This window comes from Streptomyces doebereineriae (genome assembly GCF_031845645.1).
In the GTDB taxonomy this organism is placed as follows: Bacteria; Actinomycetota; Actinomycetes; order Streptomycetales; family Streptomycetaceae; genus Streptomyces; species Streptomyces canus.
Genome location: NZ_JAVREZ010000016.1, coordinates 119,490 through 144,710, shown reverse-complemented (window position 1 = coordinate 144,710; position 25,221 = coordinate 119,490). Strand labels below are relative to the sequence as shown.

General features: G+C 70.8%; 23 protein-coding genes. 15 read left to right on the top strand and 8 right to left on the bottom strand.

Annotated elements, in window-relative coordinates:
* Positions 1-5 precede the first annotated feature (5 nt).
* Complete coding sequence (locus tag RNB18_RS36535; RefSeq protein ID WP_311718375.1) at positions 6-599, bottom strand: rhomboid family intramembrane serine protease; 594 nt, start codon at positions 597-599, stop codon at positions 6-8.
* A 93-nt stretch (positions 600-692) separates the two neighbouring features.
* Here RNB18_RS36535 and RNB18_RS36530 point away from each other — a divergent pair, with 93 nt between their 5' ends.
* From RNB18_RS36530 to RNB18_RS36500, 7 genes are all read left to right on the top strand, one after another.
* A complete protein-coding gene (locus RNB18_RS36530; protein WP_311718374.1) occupies positions 693-1,376 on the top strand; it encodes a UbiX family flavin prenyltransferase in 684 nt (227 codons plus the stop codon).
* A gap of 58 nt (positions 1,377-1,434) precedes the next feature.
* The gene (locus tag RNB18_RS36525; protein WP_057608043.1) at positions 1,435-1,890 is read left to right on the top strand and encodes an Lrp/AsnC family transcriptional regulator; all 456 of its coding nucleotides are present in this window, start codon (positions 1,435-1,437) and stop codon (positions 1,888-1,890) included.
* A 47-nt stretch (positions 1,891-1,937) separates the two neighbouring features.
* Positions 1,938-3,101, top strand: a complete 1,164-nt coding sequence (mqnE, locus tag RNB18_RS36520; RefSeq protein ID WP_057608042.1) for an aminofutalosine synthase MqnE — start codon at positions 1,938-1,940, stop codon at positions 3,099-3,101.
* Between the two features lie 255 nt (positions 3,102-3,356).
* Positions 3,357-4,007, top strand: coding sequence for a UdgX family uracil-DNA binding protein (locus tag RNB18_RS36515; protein WP_311718373.1), 651 nt, complete (start codon positions 3,357-3,359; stop codon positions 4,005-4,007).
* Positions 4,008-4,065: 58 nt separating this feature from the next.
* The gene (locus tag RNB18_RS36510; protein ID WP_311718372.1) at positions 4,066-4,590 is read left to right on the top strand and encodes a GNAT family N-acetyltransferase; all 525 of its coding nucleotides are present in this window, start codon (positions 4,066-4,068) and stop codon (positions 4,588-4,590) included.
* A gap of 96 nt (positions 4,591-4,686) precedes the next feature.
* The gene (locus RNB18_RS36505; RefSeq protein ID WP_266387528.1) at positions 4,687-4,998 is read left to right on the top strand and encodes a DUF4229 domain-containing protein; all 312 of its coding nucleotides are present in this window, start codon (positions 4,687-4,689) and stop codon (positions 4,996-4,998) included.
* 46 nt (positions 4,999-5,044) lie between these two features.
* Entirely contained in the window at positions 5,045-5,719 is a 675-nt protein-coding gene (locus RNB18_RS36500; protein ID WP_311718371.1) for a TetR/AcrR family transcriptional regulator, read from the top strand.
* A gap of 37 nt (positions 5,720-5,756) precedes the next feature.
* Here RNB18_RS36500 and RNB18_RS36495 read toward each other — a convergent pair whose 3' ends face one another.
* Both RNB18_RS36495 and RNB18_RS36490 read right to left on the bottom strand, forming a co-directional pair.
* Positions 5,757-6,668 (bottom strand): MaoC family dehydratase, encoded by a 912-nt coding sequence (locus RNB18_RS36495; protein WP_311718370.1) that lies wholly within the window; start codon positions 6,666-6,668, stop codon positions 5,757-5,759.
* 5 nt (positions 6,669-6,673) lie between these two features.
* Positions 6,674-7,963 (bottom strand): 3-oxoacyl-ACP reductase, encoded by a 1,290-nt coding sequence (locus tag RNB18_RS36490; RefSeq protein WP_311718369.1) that lies wholly within the window; start codon positions 7,961-7,963, stop codon positions 6,674-6,676.
* 88 nt (positions 7,964-8,051) lie between these two features.
* Here RNB18_RS36490 and RNB18_RS36485 point away from each other — a divergent pair, with 88 nt between their 5' ends.
* From RNB18_RS36485 to RNB18_RS36475, 3 genes are all read left to right on the top strand, one after another.
* Positions 8,052-9,338, top strand: coding sequence for an acetyl-CoA C-acetyltransferase (locus RNB18_RS36485; protein ID WP_311718367.1), 1,287 nt, complete (start codon positions 8,052-8,054; stop codon positions 9,336-9,338).
* 221 nt (positions 9,339-9,559) lie between these two features.
* Entirely contained in the window at positions 9,560-11,476 is a 1,917-nt protein-coding gene (locus RNB18_RS36480; protein WP_311718365.1) for an AMP-dependent synthetase/ligase, read from the top strand.
* 131 nt (positions 11,477-11,607) lie between these two features.
* Positions 11,608-13,896 carry an MFS transporter gene (locus RNB18_RS36475; protein ID WP_311718364.1) on the top strand — a complete coding sequence of 763 codons (2,289 nt, stop codon included), beginning with the start codon at positions 11,608-11,610 and terminating at the stop codon, positions 13,894-13,896.
* A 43-nt stretch (positions 13,897-13,939) separates the two neighbouring features.
* Here RNB18_RS36475 and RNB18_RS36470 read toward each other — a convergent pair whose 3' ends face one another.
* From RNB18_RS36470 to RNB18_RS36460, 3 genes are read right to left on the bottom strand one after another with little or no spacing between them, the layout of a single operon-like run.
* On the bottom strand, positions 13,940-15,535 hold the full coding sequence (locus tag RNB18_RS36470; protein ID WP_311718363.1) for a peptide-N4-asparagine amidase: 1,596 nt from the start codon (positions 15,533-15,535) through the stop codon (positions 13,940-13,942).
* A gap of 41 nt (positions 15,536-15,576) precedes the next feature.
* Positions 15,577-15,786: a DUF397 domain-containing protein gene (locus tag RNB18_RS36465; RefSeq protein WP_311718361.1), complete on the bottom strand. Its 210-nt coding sequence runs from the start codon at positions 15,784-15,786 to the stop codon at positions 15,577-15,579.
* Positions 15,783-16,685 (bottom strand): helix-turn-helix domain-containing protein, encoded by a 903-nt coding sequence (locus RNB18_RS36460; protein WP_311718360.1) that lies wholly within the window; start codon positions 16,683-16,685, stop codon positions 15,783-15,785. Before RNB18_RS36460 ends, RNB18_RS36465 begins: the two co-directional genes overlap by 4 nt.
* 69 nt (positions 16,686-16,754) lie before the next feature.
* On the opposite strand from RNB18_RS36460, the gene RNB18_RS36455 reads away from it, so the two are divergent.
* Positions 16,755-17,171 carry an ATP-binding protein gene (locus RNB18_RS36455; protein WP_311718359.1) on the top strand — a complete coding sequence of 139 codons (417 nt, stop codon included), beginning with the start codon at positions 16,755-16,757 and terminating at the stop codon, positions 17,169-17,171.
* A 40-nt stretch (positions 17,172-17,211) separates the two neighbouring features.
* Positions 17,212-17,796 carry an SMI1/KNR4 family protein gene (locus tag RNB18_RS36450; protein ID WP_311718358.1) on the top strand — a complete coding sequence of 195 codons (585 nt, stop codon included), beginning with the start codon at positions 17,212-17,214 and terminating at the stop codon, positions 17,794-17,796.
* On the opposite strand, the gene RNB18_RS36445 is transcribed toward RNB18_RS36450, so the two are convergent.
* Positions 17,765-18,691, bottom strand: coding sequence for a LysR family transcriptional regulator (locus RNB18_RS36445; protein ID WP_311718357.1), 927 nt, complete (start codon positions 18,689-18,691; stop codon positions 17,765-17,767). The genes RNB18_RS36450 and RNB18_RS36445 overlap by 32 nt on opposite strands.
* 157 nt (positions 18,692-18,848) lie before the next feature.
* On the opposite strand from RNB18_RS36445, the gene RNB18_RS36440 reads away from it, so the two are divergent.
* The 3 genes from RNB18_RS36440 to RNB18_RS36430 all read left to right on the top strand — a co-directional run bounded on the left by RNB18_RS36440 (position 18,849) and on the right by RNB18_RS36430 (position 24,574).
* The gene (locus RNB18_RS36440; RefSeq protein WP_394817730.1) at positions 18,849-19,394 is read left to right on the top strand and encodes a DUF6817 domain-containing protein; all 546 of its coding nucleotides are present in this window, start codon (positions 18,849-18,851) and stop codon (positions 19,392-19,394) included.
* Between the two features lie 66 nt (positions 19,395-19,460).
* Positions 19,461-21,206, top strand: a complete 1,746-nt coding sequence (gene kstD, locus RNB18_RS36435; RefSeq protein WP_311718355.1) for a 3-oxosteroid 1-dehydrogenase — start codon at positions 19,461-19,463, stop codon at positions 21,204-21,206.
* A 113-nt stretch (positions 21,207-21,319) separates the two neighbouring features.
* Positions 21,320-24,574, top strand: coding sequence for a S8 family peptidase (locus RNB18_RS36430; protein ID WP_311718354.1), 3,255 nt, complete (start codon positions 21,320-21,322; stop codon positions 24,572-24,574).
* 3 nt (positions 24,575-24,577) lie between these two features.
* Here RNB18_RS36430 and RNB18_RS36425 read toward each other — a convergent pair whose 3' ends face one another.
* Positions 24,578-25,216: a class I SAM-dependent DNA methyltransferase gene (locus RNB18_RS36425; RefSeq protein WP_311718353.1), complete on the bottom strand. Its 639-nt coding sequence runs from the start codon at positions 25,214-25,216 to the stop codon at positions 24,578-24,580.
* Positions 25,217-25,221: the final 5 nt, after the last annotated feature.

Below are 25,221 nucleotides of genomic sequence, written 5' to 3'. Positions count from 1 at the left end.
CGCCGCTAGGCGGGTTCAGGCGTCCGCCGCTTGAACACGAACGCCGTCGCCACTCCCGCCACCAGTCCCAGCAGGTGCCCCTGCCAGCTGACCCCCGACTGCGTGGGCGCCAGGCCCACCAGGATCGACGTGCCCCACACCGCACCGACCAGCAGACCCACCAGCACCCCCAGCGGGCGCCGCTCCACGAAGCCGGTGACCAGCAGGTAGCCGAACAGGCCGAAGATCAGGCCCGAGGCGCCCGCCGTGTTGGTGTGGGCCGGGGCTATGAGCCAGACGCCCAGGCCGTCGGCCACGATGATCAGGGCGCAGACGGCGGCGAACCGGCGCAGGCCGCCGAGGGCCGCGAGGAAGCCCATGACCAGCAGCGGGACGGTGTTCGCGGCCACGTGGGCGAAGCCGAAGTGGATGAAGGCGGCCGGGACGACGTCGACCAGCTCGGACGGGGTGCGTGGTGTGATGCCGAGGCCGTCGAGCGCGTGGCCGCTCGCCACGTCCACGACTTCCAGCAGCCACAGCAGCGCGACCCAGCCCACCATCACCTTGGCCGCGGCCTTGGCACGGTCACCGCGCGACCACTCGAGTTCCCTGCCCGTCATGGCACCACCCCCACCACTCACTCGTCCCCGTCCAAGGAACGACCGGACCCCTTGGCCGGTTCCCACCCTGCGACGCCGGATAGGCTCGGGGGTGTGAACCCAGTCAAGCCAGGAGAGACGCGGCGTACGCCTTGGATCGTAGGGGTGTCCGGCGCCTCCGGCACCCCGTATGCCGCGTCCGTGCTGCGCGCGCTCCTCGCCGCCGGTGAGAGCGTCGACCTGGTGGTCTCCCGTGCCTCGCGGCTCACCCTCCTCGACGAGACGGGGATCTCCTTCCGAGACGCGCGCTGGCGCGAGGACCTGCGGGAATGGCTGGACCGGGGGGCCGACGGCAAGCCCGGCACCTTCGAGGCGGACATCACCGACGTGCGGTACTGGAACGCCGGGGACCTGGCCGCGGGGCCGTCCTCGGGGTCGTATCCGAGCAAGGGGATGCTGATCGTCCCCGCCTCCACCGCCTGCGTCGCCGGAGTCGCCCTCGGCCTCTCCAAGGACCTGCTGCAGCGGGCCGCGAGCGTCACCCTCAAGGAGCGCCGCAAGCTGGTCGTGGCCGTACGGGAAACCCCCTTGAACGGCCAGACCCTCCGGCACCTCGTCACGCTCGACGACGCGGGCGCGACCGTCGTCCCCGCCTCGCCGGCCTTCTACGCGGGAGCCACCCACATCCAGGACCTGGTGGACTTCGTCGCCGGGCGGGTGCTGGACGCTGCGGGGGTCGGGCACGACCTGTACCGCCGCTGGGAGGGCGAGCTGGGCGGCGGCTCGTCGGGTCAGTAAGGCACGTGGCAGTACCTCTCATCACTTCAGGCACTTTTCAGCGGAAGGCTTCGATCGCATGGACGCGGTGGACAGGCAGCTCATCCAGGCCCTGAGGGAGAACGGCCGGGCCTCCTACGCGGAGCTGGGACGCCTCGTCGGTCTGTCGGGACCCAGCGTCACCGACCGCATCAACCGGCTGGAGGCGGCCGGGGTCATCACCGGTTACCGCGCCACCGTCGACGCCGCCTCGCTCGGCCTCGGCGTCACCGCGCTGATCGGTATCTCGCTGGGGGACGCGGTCGACCACGAGGACGTGGCGCGCCGGCTGAGGGACCTCGGCGAGATCGAGGACTGCTGGTTCATCGCGGGCGACGACTCGTACATGCTGAAGGTCCGGGCGTCGGACGTCGACGGTCTGGAGAAGATCATCCGGCGGCTGTCCGGGACCAAGGGCGTCTCCAGGACCCGTACCACGATCGTGCTCTCCACGAAGTGGGAGAACCGGGTCGGAGAGCTGCCCGAAGAGGCGTAGACGTACGGTTGTCGGAGTCGTTCGGGGTCGTCGGAAGAGGTGTGGGCATGGATGTCGGGCTCAAGCGCGAGCTGGAGGAGAAGGTCGGGGCCGGTGAACGGCTGACCCGTGAGGACGGCATCGCACTGTACGAGTCGGACGACCTGGCCTGGCTCGGCGGCCTCGCGCACGAGGTGCGGACGCGGAAGAACGGCGACGTCGTCCACTTCAACGTCAACCGCCACCTCAACATGACCAACGTGTGCACGGCGTCCTGCGCCTACTGCTCCTTCCAGCGCAAGCCGGGCGAGAAGGACGCGTACACGATGCGCATCGAGGAGGCGGTGAAGCTCGCCAAGGCGATGGAGGGCGAGAACCTCACCGAGCTGCACATCGTCAACGGCCTGCACCCGAACCTGCCGTGGCGCTACTACCCGCGCTCGCTGCGGGAGTTGAAGGCCGCGCTCCCGGACGTGTCCCTGAAGGCGTTCACCGCGACGGAGATCCACCACTTCGAGACCATCTCGGGTCTGTCGGCGTCGGAGATCCTGGACGAGCTGATCGACGCGGGCCTGGAGTCCCTCACCGGCGGTGGCGCGGAGATCTTCGACTGGGAGGTCCGGCAGCACATCGTGGACCACAGGACCCACTGGGAGGACTGGTCCCGGATCCACCGCCTGGCGCACGAGAAGGGTCTCAAGACCCCGAGCACCATGCTGTACGGCCACATCGAGGAGCACAGGCACCGCGTCGACCACGTCCTGCGCCTGCGCGAGCTCCAGGACGAGACCGGCGGCTTCCAGGTCTTCATCCCGCTGCGTTACCAGCACGACTTCGTGGACGTGAAGGACGGCAAGGTCAGGAACCGCCTCCAGGCGCGCACGCGGATGGCGACGGGCGCCGAGGCCCTGAAGACCTTCGCGGTCTCACGGCTGCTGTTCGACAACGTCCCGCACGTCAAGGTCTTCTGGGTCATGCACGGCGTCCAGACCGCCCAGCTGGCCCTCCAGCACGGCGCGGACGACATGGACGGCTCGGTGGTCGAGTACAAGATCACCCACGACGCCGACAACTACGGCACCCCGAACAAACTGACCCGCGAGGACCTGCTGGACCTGATCCGCGACGCGGGCTTCCGCCCGGTGGAGCGGAACACGCGGTACGAGATCATCCGCGAGTACGACGGTCCGGACGCGGGACGCCGTGAGGAGCCGCAGCCGATGCGGCTCTGACCCCGAGGCCGGACGCGTAGGGGCGCGGGGAACTGCGCGACCAGCCCCACGGGCCCGCAGCCGCGCTTCCGGCACAAGTGGCCCCCTCCGGTCGCGCGGGCCCGCCTCCAGCGACGCCGCCACCTGGCGGACGGCAGTTGCACCCCCCCAGGGGCGCGGGGAACTGCGCGACCAGACCCGACCGGCCCGCAGCCGCGCTTCCGGCACAAGTCGTCCCCTTCGTTCGCGTTCCCCCACCCCGGGTACTCGCCCACCATGGTGAGCACCAAGTCACCCGAAGACGCCTACACCGCCGAACCCTTCGTTCCCGGTCGCGGCGGTCTGGCCGCTCTGCGCAAGGCCGCCGCCGACTGCCGTGGCTGTCCGCTTCACCGGGACGCCACCCAGACGGTGTTCGGCGAGGGCGCCGCACACGCGCGCGTGATGCTCGTCGGGGAGCAGCCCGGTGACCAGGAGGACCGGCAGGGGAAGCCCTTCGTCGGTCCCGCCGGCAAGCTGCTCGACCGTGCCCTCGCGGAGGCCGGTATCGAACCGGCCGACGCCTACGTCACCAACGCGGTGAAGCACTTCAAGTTCACGCAGGCCGAGCCCCGCAAGCGCCGTATCCACAAGGCGCCCAGCCTCCGGGAGATGACGGCCTGCGGCCCCTGGCTCGCCAAGGAGCTGGAGATCGTCGAACCGGAGCTGATCGTCGTCCTCGGTGCCACCGCGGGCAAGGCGCTGCTCGGCTCGTCGTTCCGGGTGACGCAGGTGCGCGGGACCGTGCTGGAGGAGGAGATCCACGGCAGGCGGGAGCGGCTCGTGCCGACCGTGCATCCGTCGGCCGTGCTGCGGGCCGAGGACAGGGAGGCCGCGTACCGGGGCCTGGTGGCGGACCTGGAGGTGGCGGCCCGCGCGCTGGGGTGACGCAGGTGACGCCGGAACCCACTTGAGGCGACAGATGCGTAATGGCTAGCCTCGCACCATGCCCCTTACCTTCACCCTCGACCCGGCCGTCACCCCCGCCCTTCGCGACGGGGTCCTCGACCTGTGGACGGACGTCTCCAACGCGGGCGGCGCCGTCGGTTTCGTGGCGCCGGTGGAGCGGGAGACGATCCGCCCCGAACTGGTGAAGCACTTCGTGGGGATGGCGGAGGGGCGGACGCGGCTGCTCGTCGGACACGACGAGGACGGACAGGTCGCCGCCACCGCCTTCTTCAGCTTCAACACGCACCGGCTCATGACCCACTGGGTGTGGCTGTACACGGTGATGGTCCACCCTCGCCATCAGGGCAGGGGCTACGGCCGCGACCTCCTCTCGGCGGCGGCCGACGGGGCCCGCACCTTCGAGGACATCGGGGCGATACGGCTCACCTGTCGCGGCGGCCTCGGTCTGGAGCGTTTCTACGGCTCCTGCGGCTACAAGGAGGTCGGCCGCATACCCGGCGCGATCCGCGTCGCGCCGGGTGACGACCGGGACGACGTGATCATGCTGCTGCCGCTCGCGTGACCCGCTTCGAAGATCGGGTGCCCGGCGTGCTTCACTGGACGGTGCCCCTTTGGGGTGTTCAGGCCGTTCGATACGGATACGGAAGAGTGGATTGACATGCTCCGCTACACGCTGATGCGCCTCGGGATCCTGGTGGGCTGCCTCGTGGTCGTCTGGGGCCTCGTCTACTCCGGCCTCGCCCCGCGCGGCCTCGGCGCTTCCAACGGCATGTGGATCGTCCTGCTCTCCCTGTTGCTCTCGGCTCCGATCAGCTTTGTCGTCCTGCGCAAGGAGCGTGACCGCGCCTCCATCAAGGTCGTGCAGCGGGTCGACCGGATGAAGGCCAACCTGGAGGCGAACCGCAGCCAGGAGGACGAGGCCGCCGACGAGGCGAGCCGTCCCCAGGGGCAGGCCCCGCAGACCTCCTGACGTCAACGCCCGCGCTGCCGTGACCGCGTGACCGTAGGCTTTGCGCATGGGTGTCGTGAAGAGCAAGCGGATGCCGCGTGCCGTGCGGGAACAGCAGATGCTGGACGCCGCTGTGGAGATCTTCGGGCAGCGTGGGTACATGGCCGCCTCGATGGACGAGATCGCCGAACTCGCCGGTGTGTCGAAGCCGTTGGTGTATCTGTACCTGAACTCCAAGGAAGACCTCTTCACCGCGTGCATCCGCCGGGAGGCGGCCGCGCTCACGGAGGCGGTGCGGACGGGGGTGCGGACGGAGCTGCCCGCCGACCGGCAGCTCTGGGACGGGCTGCTGGCGTTCTTCACCCACACCTCGCGGAACCCGCCCGCCTGGTCCGTGCTGCATCTCCAGGCCCGTATCCACGGTGAGGCGTTCGCCGCCGAGGTCGCCGCGATGCGCGAGGAGATCGTGGCGTTCGTGACCCAACTGATCGTGGTCGCGGCCCGCGAGGCGCACCGCGATCCCGACCTGCCCGAGCGTGAGGTCGCCGGCCTCGCCGAGGCGCTCGTCGGCGCCGCGGAGTCCCTCGCGGCCTGGGCCAACGCGACCGAGGGCGTGACCGCGAGGCAGTCGGCGGCCACCCTCATGAACTTCGCGTGGGCGGGCCTCGGAAACCTGATGGAGGGCCGGCCGTGGACCCTCCGGGACGTACCCACCGAGGGCACACCGATGCAGGTCGGCTGACGACGGCGTCCGAGGCGCGACGAGGCCCGCGCCCGCCTCAAGTCAGCGGATGGACGCCCCCGCTCACATGCACGCGCTCCCCGTCGCACAGTTCGAAGCGCTCGCCGTTCGCCGCGTACGTCACCGTGCCCGGCAGCAGTACCGGTGCCCTGAACTCCGCCCGGACCAGCACCGCTTGGGGCGTGCCGTGGGCGGCCAGGCAGCGGGCCGCCGTCCACATGCCGTGCGCGATCGCCCTCGGGAAGCCGAAGAGGCGTGCCGTCAGCGGATACAGGTGGATCGGGTTGCGGTCGCCGGACGCGGCGGCGTAACGCCGGCCGATGTCCCCGGCCAGCCGCCACTCGTCGACGCCGGGCAGCGGTTCATGCCGCTCGCGGTCCTGCTCCCGGTCGGTTCCCTTCGTGCGGTGCCGGGCCAGATACGTGCTCACCGACTCCCATACGACCTCCTCGCCCACCCGCAGCTCGGTGACCACCGCGGCCTCCGTACCGCGCCGGTGTGCCGCCAACCCGTCGACGTACACGGTGAGTTCGTACTCGCCCGTCGCCACCAGCCCCCGGTACCGCGTGATCTCGATCGACGTGTGCACCAGCCCGAGCAACGGCAGCGGGAAGTCCCGCCCGCTCATCAGGCTCATGGCCAGCGGAAAGCCCAGCACATGCGGATACGTCACCGGCAAAGCGTCCTCCCCGGTGGGGAACCCGCACACCCGCTCGTAGGCGGCGAGCCGCGCGAGGTCCACCCGCAGACCGGGCAGCACCAGCCGGGTGCGGGGGAAGTCCGCGGTCGCGGCGGGCCGCTTGAAGGGCGAGCGCAGGGCGCCCAAGGCGAGCAGGGGCGTGAGGGAGGGAGAGTGAGCGAGGACGGTCAGCGGTCCGCGGGGATCCGAGCCCTGGCCGTTCGACTCCTCGCCGCACGACCCCTCGGCCTGCCCGTCGTCCGAGTGCATCCCCACTACGCCCCCAGCAGACTCTGGCCGCACACCCGCACGACCTGCCCGTTCACCGCGCCGGACGCCGGGTGCGCCAGCCATGCCGTCGTCTCGGCCACGTCGGCCGGCAGGCCGCCCTGTCCGAGGGAGTTCATCCGCCGCCCCGCCTCCCGGATGAACAGCGGGATCGCCGCCGTCATCTTCGTCTCGATGAACCCGGGAGCGACCGCGTTCACCGTGACCCCGTGCTCGGCCCGCGCCCGGGGCGCCAGGGAGCGCACCAGCCCGACGACACCGGCCTTGCTCGCGCCGTAGTTGGTCTGCCCGGCGTTCCCCGCGAGCCCCGCGATGGACGCGGTGGCGACGATCCGTCCGCCCCGCCGCAGCGTGCCCGTCTCCAGCAGCGCGTCCGTCGTGCGCAGCACGCTCGCCAGGTTCACCTCGAGCACCGAACTCCAGCGCTCCGCGGGCATGTTGACCAGCCGCCGGTCCCGGGTGATTCCCGCGTTGTGGACCAGCACGTCCAGCCCCTCGGGCAGCGCCTGCGCGATCCGCGCACCCGCGTCCGCGGCCGTGATGTCCAGCGCGAGGGCACTGCCCCCGAGCCGCGCGGCAAGCTGCTCGGCATCCGCCTGCGCCCCCGGCACATCGAGTACGACCACTCGGGCCCCGTCCCTGGCCAGCGTCTCGGCGACCGCCGCACCGATGCCCCGCGCGCCGCCGGTCACCAGGGCCGTCCGCCCGGCGAGCGGGAGGGACCAGTCGACGTCGGCCTCCTGCGCCTCCCCGACCTCGATCACCTGACCGCTGACGTACGCCGACTTGGGGGAGAGCAGGAAGCGCAGCGTCGATTCCGCGGCCGCCGCGTCGGACAGCCGTACGAGATTGACCGTTCTGCCCCGCCCGATCTCCTTGCCCAGCGAGCGGGTGAATCCCTCCAACGCCTGCTGGGCGGCGGCCTGGTGATGGTCGACGGGATCGAGCGGCGCCCCCAGGACGACGACCCGTCCGCTCTCGGCGACCGACCGCACGACCGGGTGCAGTGCCGCGTGCACCTCCGCGAGCCCCTCGATGTCCCGCACCCCGGTGGCGTCGAGGAGCACCGCGGCGGGCGCGTCAGAAGACGCCACCAGCTCCAGCCCGGCCGGCTCGGTCAGCTCCGACTTGCCCGCCGTGAGACGCAGCACCCCACCCCGGAACCCCGGGAACTCCTCCGACCACCGCCGCAGCACCGTCGGCTGCGGAAGCCCCAGACGGCGGGTGAGGAACCGACCCGGCGCGGTGCCGGTGAAGCTCAGATAGCGGTCGGCCATGTCCATCTCCCGGGTCGGTCGCAGATTCCTTACTCTGGAGTAAGGTTACCGTAGGTAAGGCTATGTCCGAGGTGAGGAGCTGGTGGAAATGAGCCCCCTGAAGCCGCCGGTCGCCCGGCGTGTGGCGATCGTCGCCGGTGCCCGCGTCCCCTTCGCCCGCTCGGACGGCCCGTACGCCACCGCCTCGAACCAGGACATGCTCACCGCCGTCCTCGACGCCCTCGTCGAACGTCAGGGCCTCCAGGGCCCCGGCGCGGTCGGGGAGTTCGTCGCGGGTGCCGTCCTCAAGCACAGCCGCGACTTCAACCTCGCCCGGGAGACGGTCCTCGGCTCGAAACTGGACCCGCGCACCCCGGCGTACGACATCCAGCAGGCCTGTGGGACCGGTCTCCAGGCCGTCATCGCCGCCGCCAACAAGATCGCCCTGGGGCAGACGGAATCCGCGATCGCGGGCGGCGCGGACACCGCGAGCGACGCCCCCCTCGGCGTCAACGACGACCTGCGTCGCATCCTGCTGGAGGCCCGGCGCGCGAAGTCGGCCGGCGGTCGCCTGAAGGCGCTCGCGCGCATCCGTCCGACCCACCTCGTCCCCGACATCCCCCGCAACGCCGAACCGCGCACCGGCCTGTCCATGGGCGAGCACGCGGCCGTCACCGCCCGCGCGTGGGGCGTGACCCGGGAGGACCAGGACGAGCTGGCGGCGACGAGTCATCAGCGGCTGGCGGCGGCGTACGAACGTGGCTTCTTCGGGGAGTTGGTGGTCCCCTTCCGCGGACTGGCCCGCGACCAGAACCTCCGCCCCGACTCGTCGGTCGGCAAACTCGCCTCACTCAAACCGGTGTTCGGGCTCAAGGACCCCGAACCGACCATGACGGCCGGCAACTCGACCCCGCTGACGGACGGGGCGGCGGTCGTGCTGCTCGCGTCGGAGGAGTGGGCGAGGGCGCGCGGCCTGGAGGTGCTGGCCTACCTCACGGCGTACGAGACGGCGGCCGTGGACTTCGTGCAAGGGGATGTCGTACAGGGAGAGGACGGTCTGCTCATGGCCCCCGCGTACGCCGTCCCCCGCATGCTGGAGCGAGCCGGTCTCGGCATGGCGGACTTCGACCTGGTCGAGATCCACGAGGCCTTCGCCTCCCAGGTCCTGGCGACCCTCGCGGCCTGGGAGAAGCAGGGCCTGGCCCCGGTGGACCGGGCCCGCCTCAACGTCACCGGATCCTCCCTCGCCACCGGGCATCCCTTCGCCGCGACCGGTGCAAGGATCGTCGCCACGCTCGCGAAGCTGCTGGCCGAGCGGGACGGCCCGGGCCGCGGCCTGATCTCGGTGTGCGCGGCGGGAGGACAGGGGGTGACGGCGATTCTGGAGCGGCCGTAAGCGCCGATAGCTGACAAAGTCTCACTTTGCGGTCGAGGTTGCACAGTCCCGGCTCCGGACCATCAACGAACCCGCACAGACCCCCCACTTGGGCCACTTAGGATCACCGTCCTAACCCCAGGTAACCCTTCCAGGCGCACTCGCGGGTGAACGCCCCGGTACGTCCCCTGCGTACCTCATGCAGCGGAACGCTACCGAGCTGCACGTCCCAGGAGCTGACCATGTCCCTCTCGTACGTGTCCGGTCACGACTACGACGGCGCACCCGTGCTCGTGGAACCCGAGATCGTGCGGCTGGACGGTGAGGTCCGCGAGGTGTCGGTGCCGCCACTGGTCCCGCCGCTGACCCATGGCTCGCTCGCCGACCTGCCCTTCGACAACGCCGAGGCGGCGCCGGAGCAGCGGGTGATGAGCCGCCGCACGGAGGACGGCCGCTGGGTCGATCTGACGGCGGCGGAGTTCGCCGGGCAGGTGCTGGCCGTGGCGAAGGGCATGATCTCGGAGGGCCTGATGCCGGGCGACCGGGTCGCGATCATGGCGCGCACGACGTACGAGTGGACGCTCCTCGACTTCGCCGCCTGGGCCGCGGGCCTGGTGACGGTTCCCATCTACCCCACGTCCTCCGTCTTCCAGACCCGGTTCATCCTCCAGGACTCCGGCGCGGTCGCCCTGGTGACGGAGACGGCCGGCCAGGCCGCCGCCCTCGGTCCCGAGCTCAGCCGCCTTCCCGACCTGCGGCACATGTGGATCATGGAGAAGGGGCATGTGGAGCGTCTGGGAGAGCTCGGGCAGGCCGTCCCCGACCAGGAGATCGGTGTACGGCGCGGCATGCTGGGCCCTGGCACGGTCGCCACCGTCGTCTACACCTCCGGCACCACCGGCCGCCCCAAGGGCTGTGTGCTCAGCCACGGCAACTTCCTCGCCGAGGTCGACAACGCGATCGAGCTCCTCTACCCGGTCTTCAAGTCGAAGTCGGACGACACCGACCTGGCGACCCTCCTCTTCCTGCCCATCTCGCACGTCTTCGGCCGCATGGTGGCCATCGCCTGCGTCCGCGCCCGCGTCCGCCTCGGCCACGCGCCGAGTCTCCAGGCCGAGGACCTGCTGGCCGACCTGAGCAGCTTCAAGCCGACCTTCCTCCTCGTGATCCCCTACATGCTGGAGAAGGTCTTCAACAACGCCCGCGCCAAGGCGGAGAGCGGCGGCCGGGTGACGGTCTTCGACCGCGCGACCAACGTCGCCGTCCGCTACGGCGAAGCGATGGAGAGCCGCCACGCGGGCACCGGCTCCGGCCCGGGTGCGGGCCTCAGAGCCGCCCGCACCTTCTACGACCCGCTCGTCTACCGCCGTATCCGCAACGCCATGGGCGGCAGGATCCGGCACATCATCTCCGGCGGTTCCCCGCTCGGCCGCCGTCTCGCCGCGTTCTACGCGGGCGCGGGCATGGAGATCTACGAGGGCTACGGACTGACGGAGTCGACGGGGGCCGCGACCTGTACCCCTCCCCTGAAGCCCCGCCTGGGCACGGTCGGCTGGCCCATCCCGGGCACCCGGGTCCGCATCGCGGCCGACGGCGAGATCCTGCTGAACGGCGGTCAGGTGTTCCGGGGTTACTGGGACCCGTACGGCGACGGGGTGGCCCCCGCCTCGGCCGACGGCTGGTTCCCGACCGGCGACATCGGACAGCTGGACGACGAGGGCTATCTGACGATCACGGGCCGCAAGAAGGAGATCCTGATCACGGCCGGCGGCAAGAACGTCGCCCCGGCCCCGCTGGAGAACTGGCTCCGCTCGCACCCCCTGATCTCGCAGTGCATGGTCCTCGGTGACCGCCGCCCCTACATCTCGGCCCTCATCAGCCTGGACATGGACGGCGTCAACCACTGGCGCCAGATGAACGGCAAGCACCCTGTTCCCGCCGAACTCCTCATCGACGACGAGGAGTTGAGGGCGGTCCTGCAACGCGCGGTGGACGAGGCGAACAAGATGGTCTCCCGCCCCGAGTCCATCCGCCGCTTCACCGTCCTGCCGACCGACCTCACCGAGGCGGCGGGCCATCTGACCCCGTCGATGAAACTGCGCCGGGAGGCGGTCATGCGCGACTTCGCGGGGGCGATCGAGGGGCTCTACGAGCGCTGAGCCCGGGGTCGGTGGAGACCTCATGAAGACGTTTGCGGTCCGCTGCAAGTGTGACCTAGGTTTGGTGTACGAAACGGTTTCGGACCGATGTGGGGTCCGAGCAATCCGAGCCCCATGAGGGGAGCACCAACGTGGAAGCCATTCCGGCAGCCACCGCCCAGGTCGTGCCGTCCGGCCAGTCCCAGGCCCCGTCGAAACACCGATGGTGGGCGCTGGCCGTGATCGGCCTCGCCCAGCTCATGGTCGTGCTCGACGCCACGATCGTGAACATCGCGCTGCCGTCCGCGCAGCAGGACCTGGGCTTCGACAACAACGGCCGGCAGTGGATCGTCACCGCCTATTCCCTCGCCTTCGGAAGCCTGCTGCTGCTCGGCGGCCGCCTCGCCGACCTCTTCGGCCGCAAGACGACCTTCATCATCGGCATCGTCGGCTTCGCCGCCGCCTCCGCGGTCGGCGGCGCGGCGAACGGCTTCACCATGCTGGTCGTCGCACGCGCGGTGCAGGGCCTGTTCGGCGCCCTGCTCGCCCCGGCGGCCCTCTCCCTGCTGACGACGACGTTCACCGAACCCAAGGAACGCGCCAGGGCGTTCGGCATCTTCGGAGCCATCGCCGGTTCCGGCGCCGCCGTCGGCCTGGTCCTCGGCGGTCTGCTCACCGAGTACCTGGACTGGCGCTGGACGCTGTACGTCAACGACGTCATCGCGGTTCTCGCGCTTGTCGGCGCGGTCGTCTTCCTCGGCCGCTCCGTCCCGGCCGAACGGCCCCGGCTGGACATCCCCGGCGTGGTCCTGGTCTCCGGCGGCCTGTTCGGCGTCGTCTACGGCTTCGCCAACGCGGAGACGCACGACTGGGACAACTGGATGACCTGGGGCTTCCTCGCCGCGGGCGGTGTCCTGCTGGTGGCGTTCTTCCTCTGGCAGGCGCGGGCGAAGCACCCCGTGCTGCCGCTGCGGGTCCTCGCCGACCGCGACCGCGCCGCCGCCCTGTCGACCATCCTCATCTCGTCCGCCGGGATGTTCGGCGTCTTCCTCTTCCTCACCTACTACCTCCAGTCGACGCTGGGCTATTCACCGGTCAAGAACGGCGTGGCCTTCCTGCCGATGGTGGGCGCGCTGATGGTCATGGCGCAGCTGTCCACCAACTGGCTGGTCCCGAAGATCGGCCCCAAGATCGTCGTACCCGTCGGCATGCTGGTGGCCGCGGGCGGCATGGTCTGGCTGACCCGCCTCGGCCTCGACAGCAGCTACGCCTCCCACGTGCTGCCGCCGCTTCTGCTGCTCGGCGCGGGGCTCGGCATGTCGATGCCCGCGGCGATGAGCTACGCCACCCTCGGGGTGCAGGCGAACGACCAGGGCGTGGCCTCGGCGGCCCTCAACACCACCCAGCAGGTGGGCGGTTCGATCAGCACCGCGCTGCTGAACACCCTGGCCGCCACCGCCGCCACCCACTACGCCGAGGACCACCTGTCCGACCCGCTGGTCAAGGCGAACGCGGCGCTGCACAGCTACGAGGTCGCCTACTGGTGGTCGGCGGGCTTCTTCGCCGTCGGCGTGATCATCACGGCGCTGCTGTTCCGCGCGAAGAGGAGGCAGACCGCGCCCGCGGAGCAGGCCGAGACACCGGCACCCGCCCCCACGGTCACCGCTCCCGCCGTGGACACGGCGGCGCCCGTCATCCGCGGACAGGTGCGCAACGGCACGGGCGCCCCCGTACCCCGTACCGCCATCACCCTGCTCGACGGCTCCGGCCGCCAGCTGGCCCGCGCCACCTCCGGCGAGGACGGCACATACGCCCTGGCCACCGCCGAGCGCGGCAGCCTCGTCCTCATCGGCTCGGCGCCCGGCCACCAGCCCCACGTCGTCACCCTGAGCGTGAACGGCGCGCCCGTCTCCCACGACCTCGTGATCCTGCCCAGCCCCGGCGGCCTGGCCGGTACCGTGCGCGGCGGCGACGGCGAGCCCCTGTCCGGCGCGCTGGTCGTGGCCACCGACCAGCACGGTGACGTGACGGCCTCCAGCACCGCCGGGACGGACGGCGGTTACCGGCTCGGTGACCTGCTGCCCGGCGACTACACGCTGAGCGTCAGCGCACCCGGCCACCGCCCGGTGGCCGTGCCCGCCACCGTCTCCGCCGAGACCGCCCGCCTCGACATCGAGCTGACGGCCGCGGCGACCCTGCGGGGCACGGTCCACACCCCGGACGGACGCGCCCTGGACGACGCCCGGGTCACCCTGATCGACGCCGCCGGCAACGTCGTCGGGACCCGCACCACGAGCGTCGACGGCGGCTACGCCTTCACCGACCTCGCGAGCGAGCAGTACACGGTGATCGCGACCGGGTACCCGCCGGTGGCCACCCAGGTCACCGTGAACGGCAGCCAGGACGGGGTCGACCTCAGGCTGAGCCACAAGGAGGCGTAGGAGCGTAGGGAGGCGTAGGGACGTACGCGGCTGCCGGTTCTCCTCAGCAGCCGCGTACGTCCTTCGTCAGCACCCCCTGCTCCGTCGCGAGCGTGTGGTCGTAGCAGGTGCCGGGGGCGCGGAGCCGGTACCGCTCGCTCGTGGTGGCGACCGCGTGCCGGTCCTCGCGGGCCACGCCGAGGGAGAAGGTGGCGTCGCCCTGGTAGGTGTCGTCGATCCGGGTGGCGCCCGACCGGGCATGGTCACCCACGGACATGAGGACCCTCAGCCGGTTCGCGCTGTCGATGGTGGCGCGGCCGTCGAGGGTGTAGGTGCGGTCGGTGCGGGACAAGTGGCCGTTGGACGTGACGAGTTGGTGGTCGGTCCATGTGCCGGTCTGGTCGTCCGTGTTCTCGTCGGGCGTCCACTGGTGGTCGATCGCCGTGGTCAGGGTCCGCTCGACGGTCGTGGTGACCCGGCCGTGGGAGGTGTTCAGATACCCGCTGACCTTCAGATGGTCCTTGCCGGAGGTCACGAGGTGCCGCAGCGAGCCGTCGGTGAAGGTGTTGTCCACCGCTGGTGCGTCCTTCTTGTACGACGTCACAGCCCCCGTCACCACCGACTTGTGGGCGTCCTGCCACACCAGGACATTGGTCGGCGCGCTCCACCCGGTCTGCCCGGCCGGAACTCCGACCACCTTGACGTCCACGGTGTGCGCCTTGCCGTCGTTGAGCAGCCCCGCGAACGGGGTCAGGTCGAAGGTCAGCGGCCGTACGTCGAAGGCGGTCGGGGACGGAATCACCGACCACAGATAGGGGGACCAGCCGCCGGTCCACACGTTCGGATACGGCGACGCGATCCCGGCGACCTTCCCGTCCACGCTCACCTGAACCTCGCGGTACGGCCCGTCGTCCCCGCCCTGGCAGGAGTACGACGCCGAAGGCGTGGTCGCCGAGTACCAGAACTCCTCGCAGCCGCCGCCCGACCCGGTCGCGTACACCTCGGCGAGGACGCGCTCGGAGTTGCGGGGGACGGTGAGGGAGGCGCCGGTGGTGACGCTGTCCTGGTCGCTGAGCGGGATGACCTGGTCCGGGGCGGACGAGGCGTGACCGGGCCCGGGGGCGTAGAAGGTGAGCGTCACCTTGACGTCCAGCACGCCCGTATAGGTGTCGTTGACAACGTTGCCGATGAGCATGTCGACGGACTGCGCGCTGCTCAGCGTCTTCGCGTACTCGGTGACGTCCTTCTCGACGGACCAGTCGATCCCGTCCTGCGAGGGCTCCGGGGTGGACGTCCGGAACACCTGCACCCCACCGATGTCGAGGTATCCCAGCCGGTCGTACTGCCGCCCCTTCACGTTCCCGTCCATCCGCAGCACGACCTTCGACCACTGGCCGGGCCTGCCGCAGCCGGTCGGCGGCGTGTACGCCCCCATGTACGGCGTGAAGTCCTTGAACTGCGCCTCCGCGACCGTGACCGAACACGCCTTGGTATGCGGGGTACTGATCGGCGGGGCGGCGGTGACGGGGTCGTGGTAGTCGGTGCCGAACTCGACGGGGACCGTGGTGGCGGACGCCGTGCCCGCCGCGAGGGCCAGTGAGGCGAGCGCGGCGGCGAGGACGGTGGCGGCCCGGCGCAGGGGAGGGTGAGGTCTTCTCATGCGCCGCAGTGAACCCGCGTGCCCCTCCTGTGACCAGAGGGTTAGGAGAGGTCTTGACCAATTCCAGTCTGTTCGCTGACCTTCGCGACGAAGGGAGACCATGCCGTGGGGGAGAGGGTGAGGTGAGGGCTGGTGGGGTGCTTGGAGTCGCGGAGGTGGATGGTGTGGGGGGTGACGGCGACTTCGAGGCATTCGCCGCCCTCGCCACCGCTGTAGCTGGACTTGAACCAGTTGAGCTGCTCGACGGTCATAGCTCCTCCAGCTTCTGCTCGATCAACTTCCGGGACTCCGAGGGGGATAGCGCCATCGCTCGCATGATCCCATAGCGGTCGGCGATCTTCCTGACCTCTTCCGAGTCGGTGATCAATCGGGGGTACCCCTGTACCTCCGTGTACGCCACCTGCCCATGTCCCTTGGGTGTCAGCAGGTTGAACGCGCCGTCCATGTTGGGGTGTTCCTCCAGCCCGGACGGCATGACCTGAATCTCGATGTTCCGCATATCTCCGACGCGCAGCAGGTGTCGAAGCTGGTCCGGGTGTACACGTCTCCCGCCGATCGGCCGGTCCAGCACGATCTCTTCGAGGACGTAGCTCACCATCGGCGACGGCCAACGCTCGAAGACCTGTTGGCGGGAGAGCCGGTCCGCGACACGCTTCTCGATCGTCTCCTCGTCGAGCAGCGGGCGTCGTTTGGCGAACACTGCCCGCGCGTAGTCCTCGGTCTGCAACAGGCCCGGCACCCCATGGTTGGCGTAGAAGTGCAGCTCGACCGCCTCCGCCTCCAACCCCGCGTAACTCCGGTACCACTCCGGATGCCGCGTCCGAGTCTTCGCCATCGCCTCCTCGACCTCGGGGAGGACCTCCTTCAACAGGCCCCCGGCGTCCAGCAGTTCGTCCGCCTTGATCAGGACCTCCGGCCGAAGCGTCCGCACTCCCCTCTCCATGGAGGAGACCGCGTCCGGGCCGTATCCCACCAGCTCCCCGAACTCCTTCTGCGTCAGCCCCTTCCGCTCCCGCAAAAGCTTCACCATCTTGCCCAGCGCGACGAACAGCCCCGCCGTACCGTCCGCCTCCGCAGGCGTCTCCGGCCTCCGCTCACCCACGCGCCTCACCCCTCCCACGCGACAACCCGTACACCGAACCGACCGCATCCGTACAACTACTCAGCGTCGCCGAGTCGCACCTGGTCAGCGTAGAGAGAACCCAGCACGCTCAGTGACGTGAACGCCGAAATCTCCACCCCCACCGACGAACTGACCCAGCGTCTGAGCGCCACCCCGCGAGGCGCTCGTCTGGCCCGCAGACTCACCGGCGCCCAGCTCGCCGAATGGGGCCACCCCCACGACACAGAGGTGAACGACACCGCGCAGCACCTCGTCGCCGAGCTCGCCGCCAACGCGGTGACCCACGGCCGCGTACCCGGACGGGACTTCGAGCTGCGTCTCCTCCTGCTCCCGGAGAACACGCTCCGTATCGAGGTGAGCGATCCCCGAGGCGACCGCCGACTCCGGTACGTCAACGACGAGGGCGGCGAACACGGCCGGGGCCTGATCCTCGTGACCCTCCTCGCCGACACCTGGGGCGTCACGGGGCGGGACGTCGGCAAGACGGTGTGGGCCGAGATCGGAATCGGGTGATGATGTGGGGCGGGACAGGGGACGGAAAGGGTGTGCCGGCATGCCACAGGACGACGAGGTTTCCTCAGCGTGGGAGCGCATCGTCGGTTGGCTCCAAAGGCACGCTCCGGCCAGTGCGGAGGCGCTTCGTCCTGGGGCTTCGGATGAGGAGATCGCGCGCCTGAACGAGAGTCTGGGCTTTGAGATCCCGGACGTCCTCGAGGTCTGGCTCCGCATGAACAACGGCAGTACTGCGAAGGATTCCGAGAAGCCCATACCCGGCGGGGGGATCGCTCGCCTCCCGCACCGTGACTCGATCATCTTCCCGGACGGTATGAGGTTCCTCGGCTGCCAGGAGATGGCCCGTCAGCACACGGAGTACCTGCACATCGCCCGGGACATCGGGGACGGCGGCTACTGGAAAACGCCGTGGATCCCGATCATGGAGACGAGTGACGGGCCGTACGGGATCCTCCTGGACACGCGGAACCCTCCTGGCTCCTTCCCCCTCCTGAGCTTCAGCGAGGGCGACTACCCGAGCTCCTACCTGCCGTCTCTCGGTGCTTTTCTCCAGCCGTTGGCCGACCTGCTGGAGTCCGGAGGGGCGCCCTCCGTCACCGAGGGAAGGATCTGCTGGCGGGACTGACCGGCAGTTCGTTGCTGCATGTGTCCGACACGGTGTCCGCGAACGCCCGCGCCGACGGCGACAGCGCGTCCCAGCGGCGTACCGCCCAGCCGACCGAGAGGGGGCGCAGGGCGGGGACGGGAACCAGCCGTAGGTCACCCCGGCCCGGTACGTCCAGGCCCGGCAGGGACGGCACCACCGCCCGCCCCAGCCCCAGCTCGGCCAGCATCAGCGCCGTGTCCCAGTCCGCCACGCTCGTGTCGAAGGTGAACCGGACCCCCAACTCCGCGCAGGCCGCGTCCAGATGGGCGGCGGAGGTGGAGTTCGGGGGAAGCCGGATCAGGCGTAGGTCGGACAGGTCGGCCGCGTCGACGTGCGCGCGCCCCGCGAGCGGATCCTCGGCCCGTACCGCCAGCACCCACGGCAGTTCCATCACCGGCCGCTGCTCTATGCCCCGCACCGGCGCGCCCAGCGTGATCCACGCCAGGTCGAGACTGCTGTCGGCCAGCGCGTCGAAGCAGGCCCGGCTGGAGCTCTCGGTCCTGAACTCCAGGCTGACGTCCGGGTGTTGCTGCCTAAAGGCCACCACCGCGTCCGACATGAAGTGCCGTACGGTCGTCGCGCCGGTCGCCACCCGGACCGACCCGCTCTCACCCTCGACCAGCTCCCGCAGGCGACGCAGGGCGAGATCCAGCCCGGCGATCCCTTCCGCCGCGGCCGCCTCCAGCACCCGCCCCGCCTGCGTCGGTACGACCCCCCGAGGCTGCCGCTCCAGCAGACTGACCCCCGTCTCCCGCTCCAGCCGTTTCACATGCTGACTCACCGCGGACTGCGTGCAGTCCAGCTCACGGGCCACCGCACTGAGGCTTCCGGCGCGGCACACGGCCACGAAGACACGCAGGTCGTCGAGGGTCATGACCCCCAAGCTAGCACTTGGGTCCGACGACAAATACTTAGGATTGACTGGGGCAGGCCCCCGTACGACGATCTCTTCAGGGCCCCGGGCGGCAACCCGCTCCCAACCCGGGAGGAGCGGGTGCCGACCCAACCCACCCCTACCGCCGAGGAGTTCGGTGCCCGTGCAGGCGACCACCACAGACGAAGCCAGAGCCCTCTTACGGCGGCTCGGCGCCGACCGCACCCCCCACCCCGGCGGCACCCTCCTCGCCCACCTCGAACGCGTCCGCATCCAACTCGCCCTCTGGGACGCCCGCCCCGCTCTCCGACTCGCCGGCCTCTGCCACGCCTTCTACGGCACCGACGGCTTCCCCACCGCCCTGCTCCCGCTCGACCGGCGCACGGAACTCGCGTCCGTGATCGGCCCGGACGCCGAGGCGATCGTGCACTTCTACGCGAGCTGCGACCGCGAGGCGACATACCCCCGTCTCCTGGAGCCGCGATTCCGGGACCGGTTCACCGGGCGGACGTACGCCCCCGACCTCGTCCTGCGCAGGGACTTCGCCGAGCTCACCGCCGCCAACGAACTCGACCTCGCCCGCCGGGACCCGGCCTTCCGGGAGCGGTGGGGGCCCGAACTCCTCGCTCTGCTCACCCGGTTCCGGCCCCTCCTCAGCCAACTCGCCTGGCGGGACACCCTCACCGTCCTGCACACCCCTTGACTTCTCAAGACCCCCGCGCGACGTTCCGGACCCTTCGTCCATACCAACCGCAGGGGGGACCCGACCATGAGTGTGACCCGAAGACACCTGCTGGCCGCCGGTGCCGGGGCGGCCGTCGCCGCCGGGGTGCAACAGGGCGCGAGCGCCGCCGACCTGCCGACGATCGGGACGTACGACGTCGTCGTCATCGGCTCCGGCGCCGCCGGCATGACCGCCGCGCTCGCCGCCGCCAAGCAGGGCCTCAGCACGGTGGTTCTGGAGAAGGCGGCCACCTTCGGCGGATCCGCCGCCCGTTCGGGGGCCGGGATCTGGATCCCCAACAACCCCGTCATCCTGGCCGCCGGCGTCCCGGACACCCCGGCCAAGGCGGCCGCCTATCTCGCCGCCGTGGTCGGCCCGGACGTTCCCCTCAGCCGCCAACGGGCCTTCCTCGCGCACGGACCCGCCATGCTCTCCTTCGTCATGGCCAACAGCCCGCTCCGCTTCCGCTGGATGGAGGGGTACAGCGACTACTACCCCGAGCTCCCGGGCGGTCTGCCGGGCGGCCGTTCCATCGAGCCCGACCAGCTCGACGGCAAACTCCTCGGCGCCGAACTCGCCCGCCTGAACCCGCCGTACCTCGAAGTCCCCGCCGGACTGGTCGTGTTCAGCGCCGACTACAAGTGGCTCGCCCTGTCCGCCGTCAGCGTCAAGGGCGCCGCCGTCGCCGCCGAGTGCCTGGCGCGCGGCACGAAGGCGGCCCTGCTCGGCCAGACGCCGCTCACCATGGGACAGTCGCTGGCGGCCGGGCTGCGGAAGGGACTCCAGGACGCCGGAGTCGCCGTCCGGCTCAACACCCCCCTCACCGAGCTCTACGTCGACAAGGGCGCCGTCGCCGGAGCGGTGACCCCTGCTGGGCTCTACCGCGCCCGCCGGGGCGTGATCGTCGGCTCCGGCGGCTTCGAGCACAACGCGGCGATGCGGGCGCAGTATCAGCGCCGGCCCATCGGCACGGAGTGGACGGTCGGTGCGAAGGAGAACACCGGGGACGGCATCCGGGCGGGACAGCGACTCGGCGCCGACGTGGCGTTGATGGACGACGCCTGGTGGGGGCCGGCCATCCCGCTCCCCGGCGACCCGTACTTCTGTCTCGCCGAACGCACCCTTCCCGGCGGGCTCATCGTGAACGCGGCCGGTCGGCGGTTCGTCAACGAGGCCGCCCCCTACAGCGACGTCGTCCACACCATGTACGACCGGAACCCGACCGACCCCGACATCCCGTCCTGGCTGATCGTCGACCAGAACTACCGCAACCGGTACCTCTTCAAGGACATCGCGCCGACCTTCGTCCTCCCCGACGACTGGTACGGCTCCGGCGCCGCCCACAAGGCCTGGACGGTCGACGCCCTGGCCGCCTCCATCGGCGTCCCCGCCGCGGCCCTCCGCGCCACCGTCGACCGCTTCAACTCCCTTGCCCTGAAGGGCGACGACCCGGACTTCGGGCGCGGCGACAGCGCCTACGACCACTACTACACGGACCCGTCGGTCCTCCCGAACTCCTGCCTGGCGCCGCTCTGGCTGCCCCCGTACTACGCCTTCCGGCTCGTCCCGGGAGACCTGGGGACCAAGGGCGGCCTGGTGACCGACGCCCGCGCGCGCGTCCTGCGGCCCGACGGCTCCGTCGTCCCCGGCCTGTACGCCGCCGGGAACGCCAGCGCGGCCGTCATGGGCCACAGTTACGCGGGCGCGGGCTCGACGATCGGTCCCGCGATGACCTTCGGGTACATCGCGGCCCGGGATCTGGCGGGGGTGCTCCAGGGCCCCCTTTCTTGAAACCTTGAAGATCCCTTGACGCGAAGTATCTGGCGGAGTTCACCAGTTGGGGCGAAAGATCATCGGCGACGGCTGTCTCAGCCGTCCCGCACCCCCCACCAGCGGAGAACTCCATGAACAACAACAGAAGAAGAATGGCGCTCGCGGGCACGGTCCTGCTGAGCGCCTTCTCTCTTGGCGCCACCCCCGTACAGGCGGCGGGCGACAGCGCGAGCGGCTCCCCGCAGCGCGTCATCGTCGTCATGCGAGACCAGCTCACCGACCTCCCGATGCGCACGCAGGCCGTGAAGCGCGGTCAGGCCGCGGCCGACGACCAGGCGCCCGTCGTGGCGCAGTTGAAGAAGAGCGGGGCCACCCGCGTGCACGGGATGAGCCTGATCAACGCCGTCTCCGCCACGCTGGATCCGGCCGCGATGGCGCGGATACGCGACGACCGGCGGGTGGCCGCGGTCGTGCCGGATCTTCCGATACGACGGCCCGGCGCGGACTCCGCCACCACGGCCTCCGCGGTCACCGCCACGGGCGGGACCGCACCCGGCACCACCTGCCCCAAGGACCCGGCCAAGCCCCTCCTCGAACCCGAGGCGCTCCAGCTGACGCACACCGACGCGGCGCAGCGCACCGCCACCGGCAAGGGGGTCAAGGTCGCCTTCTTCGCCGAGGGCATGGACGCCGCCAACCCCGAGTTCGTCCGCCCCGACGGCAGCCGTGTGGTCACCGACTCCGAGGACTTCAGCGGGGACGGCGTGAACGCCGACACCAGCGGCGGCGAGGCCTTCGGTGACGCCAGTGCCATCGCGGCACAGGGCAGCCGTACCTACGACATGTCCGCCCAACTGCCGTACGCCAAGCTGCCGAAGGGCTGCACCTTCCGCGTGCGCGGCTTCGCGCCCGGCGCGCAGCTGATGGACCTGAAGGTGTTCGGCGCGCAGGCCTTCACCTCCGGGTTCGTGCGGGCCATCCAGTACGCGGTGGAGCACCACGCGGACGTCCTCAGCCAGTCCTTCGGGTCCAACGTCTACCCCGACGCGGCCACCGACCCCGTCCGGCTGGCCGACGACGCCGCTGTTGCCGCCGGGGTGACGGTGGTCGCCTCCAGCGGCGACTCCGGCACGTCCGGCACGGTGGGCTCACCCGCGAGCGACCCGAACGTGATCGGGGTCGGCGCCACCACGTCGTTCCGGCTGGCGGCGCAGGGCTACGGCTACCGCAAGTGGACCAGCGACAACATCACCGGGCTGTCCTCCGGCGGTACGACCCAGGACAACAAGCTGGTCGATCTGGTGGCGCCGGGCATGGTCGGCATGGCCGCCTGCACCGTCGACCCGCGCTGGAGCGACTGCGCCCTGCCCACCCAGGTGTTCGGCGGGACCAGCCAGGCGGCCCCCTTCGCGGCCGGAGCGGCGGCCGACGTCATCCAGGCGTACAAGGACGCACACGGCGGGGTGCGGCCGTCGCCGGACCTGGTCAAGCGAATCCTGACCGGCACGGCGACCGACCTGCACGTCCCCGCCGACGAGCAGGGCGCGGGACTGCTGGACACCGGCGCGGCCGTCCAGGCGGCCAGGGCCCTGAACACCATCGACCGACACGCCGACCAACTGGTCCCGTCCATCGGCCAGTTGAGCGTCGTCGGTCGGCCGGGCGGTGAGCGGCACACCTCCGTCACCCTCACCAACACAGCCGGTCGGCCGCAGCGGGTCACGATGACCTCCCGCACGGTCGGCGACCGGACCTTCCGCACCCAGCACAAGGTCACCGTCGGCTCCCCGCTCGCCGGGAACGACCAGGAGGGCAAGCTCGCCGCCCGGCCGTTCACCGTCAAGGTGCCCAAGGGAACCCCGCTCCTGGACGCCGAGATGGTGTGGCCCGGCACCGCGGACTCCGGCAAGCTCGCGCTGATCCTGGTCGATCCGGCCGGACGGCTGACGCAGGTCAGCTACGACTACGACGGCTACGGACTGAACAGCAACTACCAGCACGTCGACGTCCACGACCCGCGCCCCGGCACCTGGACCGTCAAGCTGGTGTGGAACAACGGCCGCATGCACCTTCAGGACAAGCCCCTGAAGCCCGGCACCTACCGCGGCCCGGTCACCGTCCGGATCACCGGCCACCGCTACACCTCGGCCGGCGTCCCCGAGCAGACCCGGACCGTCCCGGCGGGCGGCATCGCGCGGTTCCCGGTGCGGATCCCGTTGCCGAGCACGGCCGGTGACGCACCCTTCTCCCTGCAGTTCGCCTCGGACACGGGGACCCGTGTCTCCCTCCCGGTGGCCCGCCGGACGCTGATCCCCATCGACCCGGCCCGCGGACACAGCACCTCCTTCGCCGCCATCATCACCGGCGGCGTCGGCCGGGACGTCGGCCAGACGAACGGCTACTACCTGGACGTGCCGCCCGGCAGGCGTGACCTGACCATCGACCTCACGGCCGAGGACCCCGCCACCACCCTGGTGTACTACCTGGTCAGCCCCGACGGCCAGATCCTCGCCCGGGACACCGACCGGACCGCGGACGAGAACAGCGTCCCGACGAAGTACTCGAGCCTGACCGCCCACCGCCCGGCAGCGGGACGGTGGACGCTGATCGTCGGACTGCCCGACGCCATCAGCGGCAAGGCCTTCAGCCAGAAGGTCACCGGGAAGGTCCGCCTCGACTCCATGACGGCGACAGCGCCCGGCCTGCCGGACAGCCCGTCCCGCGTCCTCAAGCGCGGCAGCACGCTCACCGTCCCCGTCCGGGTGCCCAACTCCGGCCCGGCGGAGCGGCATTACTACCTCGACCCGAGGCTCGACACCACGGGCGAGATCGCCCTCGTCGAGAACGGCAGCGACAAGTCGGGGACGGCGAAGATCAACGAGGGGGGCCTGGGCTGGTTCGTGCCCTCGCACACCACCAAGCTGGTCGCAACGGCCACCGCCGACCGGCCGGTCGACCTGAACATGTACCCCTGGACCGCTTCTCCGATGGTGTTCGGGGAGGCCGGCACCGGTGACACGACGGTCGCCACCGCCCTCGCCGGCCAGCTGGCCTCCGGGCTGTGGAGCACCGAGGTGACCGATCCGGGCCCCTTCGGGGACAAGCCCGCCGGCAAGGGCACCGCGAAGGTCACGCTCACCGCCACGACCCAGTCGTTCGACCCCGCGGCCAAGGCCTCCACCGGTGAGTTCTGGGACCTCGACGCCGACTGGAACCCGGTCGCCGCCGCCGCGGGCAGGACGGCGACGATGAAGCTCACCCTGACCCCGACCGCACCTGTCGGCACGGTCGTCCACGGAACGGTCTACGTCGACGCCGACTCGGCCTTCGGGGGCGTCATGGGGTCCGAGCTGATCGGGATCCCGTACTCCTACACCGTGGGCTGAGCGTCAGGGGCGGCGGGCGATCAGGAAGGCCTGCTGCGACACCTCCTCGGGGCCGGGTTCGCGCACTGTCCGTGAGACGAGCGCGAACCCGGCCGCCCGGAGCAACCCGATGATCTGCTCCGGCTGCCGCCTTCGGAAGGTCAGCGCGACGGGGCGCCCCCAGGGTCGGTCGTGATGCCGGTCCTCGTCGCCGGCCTGGAAGGCGATGAGGAGGTGCCCGCCCGGTGCCAGCACGCGGTGGAACTCGGCGAACAGACGGGGGAGTTCGCCCACCGGGGTGTGGATGGACGAGTACCAGGACACGGCACCGGCGAGCGCCCCGTCCGGAAGATCCAGTTCCAGCATCGAGCCCCGCTGGAACCGCAGCCCCGGGTTCTCCCGGCGGGCGATGGCCAGCATCGACTCGGACAGGTCGAGCCCGAAGACGGACAGCCCGAGGGAGGCCAGGTATCCCGTGACCCGCCCGGGCCCGCAGCCCAGGTCGGCGACCCGTCCGCCGGCCCCCACCAACTCGGCGAACCCGTCCATCAGGACCCGGTCCAGTGGACTGACGGTGAGAACGTCCCGGAACTGCTCGGCGTAGTCCTCGGCGACGGTGTCGTAGAAGGTGCGGGTGGCGGTCACGAAGTCGGTGTCGGTCATGGCCG

Excerpts from the sequence above, each read along its gene's own strand:
- RNB18_RS36470 (WP_311718363.1), bottom strand. The coding sequence starts at position 15,535 with ATGAGAAGACCTCACCCTCCCCTGCGCCGGGCCGCCACCGTCCTCGCC.
- RNB18_RS36500 (WP_311718371.1), top strand. The coding sequence starts at position 5,045 with ATGGGTGTCGTGAAGAGCAAGCGGATGCCGCGTGCCGTGCGGGAACAG.
- RNB18_RS36465 (WP_311718361.1), bottom strand. The coding sequence starts at position 15,786 with ATGACCGTCGAGCAGCTCAACTGGTTCAAGTCCAGCTACAGCGGTGGC.
- RNB18_RS36430 (WP_311718354.1), top strand. The coding sequence starts at position 21,320 with ATGAACAACAACAGAAGAAGAATGGCGCTCGCGGGCACGGTCCTGCTG.
- RNB18_RS36445 (WP_311718357.1), bottom strand. The coding sequence starts at position 18,691 with ATGACCCTCGACGACCTGCGTGTCTTCGTGGCCGTGTGCCGCGCCGGA.
- RNB18_RS36425 (WP_311718353.1), bottom strand. The coding sequence starts at position 25,216 with ATGACCGACACCGACTTCGTGACCGCCACCCGCACCTTCTACGACACC.
- RNB18_RS36495 (WP_311718370.1), bottom strand. The coding sequence starts at position 6,668 with ATGCACTCGGACGACGGGCAGGCCGAGGGGTCGTGCGGCGAGGAGTCG.
- RNB18_RS36525 (WP_057608043.1), top strand. The coding sequence starts at position 1,435 with ATGGACGCGGTGGACAGGCAGCTCATCCAGGCCCTGAGGGAGAACGGC.
- RNB18_RS36450 (WP_311718358.1), top strand. The coding sequence starts at position 17,212 with ATGCCACAGGACGACGAGGTTTCCTCAGCGTGGGAGCGCATCGTCGGT.
- RNB18_RS36490 (WP_311718369.1), bottom strand. The coding sequence starts at position 7,963 with ATGGCCGACCGCTATCTGAGCTTCACCGGCACCGCGCCGGGTCGGTTC.
- RNB18_RS36515 (WP_311718373.1), top strand. The coding sequence starts at position 3,357 with ATGGTGAGCACCAAGTCACCCGAAGACGCCTACACCGCCGAACCCTTC.
- kstD (WP_311718355.1), top strand. The coding sequence starts at position 19,461 with ATGAGTGTGACCCGAAGACACCTGCTGGCCGCCGGTGCCGGGGCGGCC.
- RNB18_RS36480 (WP_311718365.1), top strand. The coding sequence starts at position 9,560 with ATGTCCCTCTCGTACGTGTCCGGTCACGACTACGACGGCGCACCCGTG.
- RNB18_RS36535 (WP_311718375.1), bottom strand. The coding sequence starts at position 599 with ATGACGGGCAGGGAACTCGAGTGGTCGCGCGGTGACCGTGCCAAGGCC.
- RNB18_RS36460 (WP_311718360.1), bottom strand. The coding sequence starts at position 16,685 with ATGCGGTCGGTTCGGTGTACGGGTTGTCGCGTGGGAGGGGTGAGGCGC.
- RNB18_RS36510 (WP_311718372.1), top strand. The coding sequence starts at position 4,066 with ATGCCCCTTACCTTCACCCTCGACCCGGCCGTCACCCCCGCCCTTCGC.
- mqnE (WP_057608042.1), top strand. The coding sequence starts at position 1,938 with ATGGATGTCGGGCTCAAGCGCGAGCTGGAGGAGAAGGTCGGGGCCGGT.
- RNB18_RS36485 (WP_311718367.1), top strand. The coding sequence starts at position 8,052 with ATGAGCCCCCTGAAGCCGCCGGTCGCCCGGCGTGTGGCGATCGTCGCC.
- RNB18_RS36505 (WP_266387528.1), top strand. The coding sequence starts at position 4,687 with ATGCTCCGCTACACGCTGATGCGCCTCGGGATCCTGGTGGGCTGCCTC.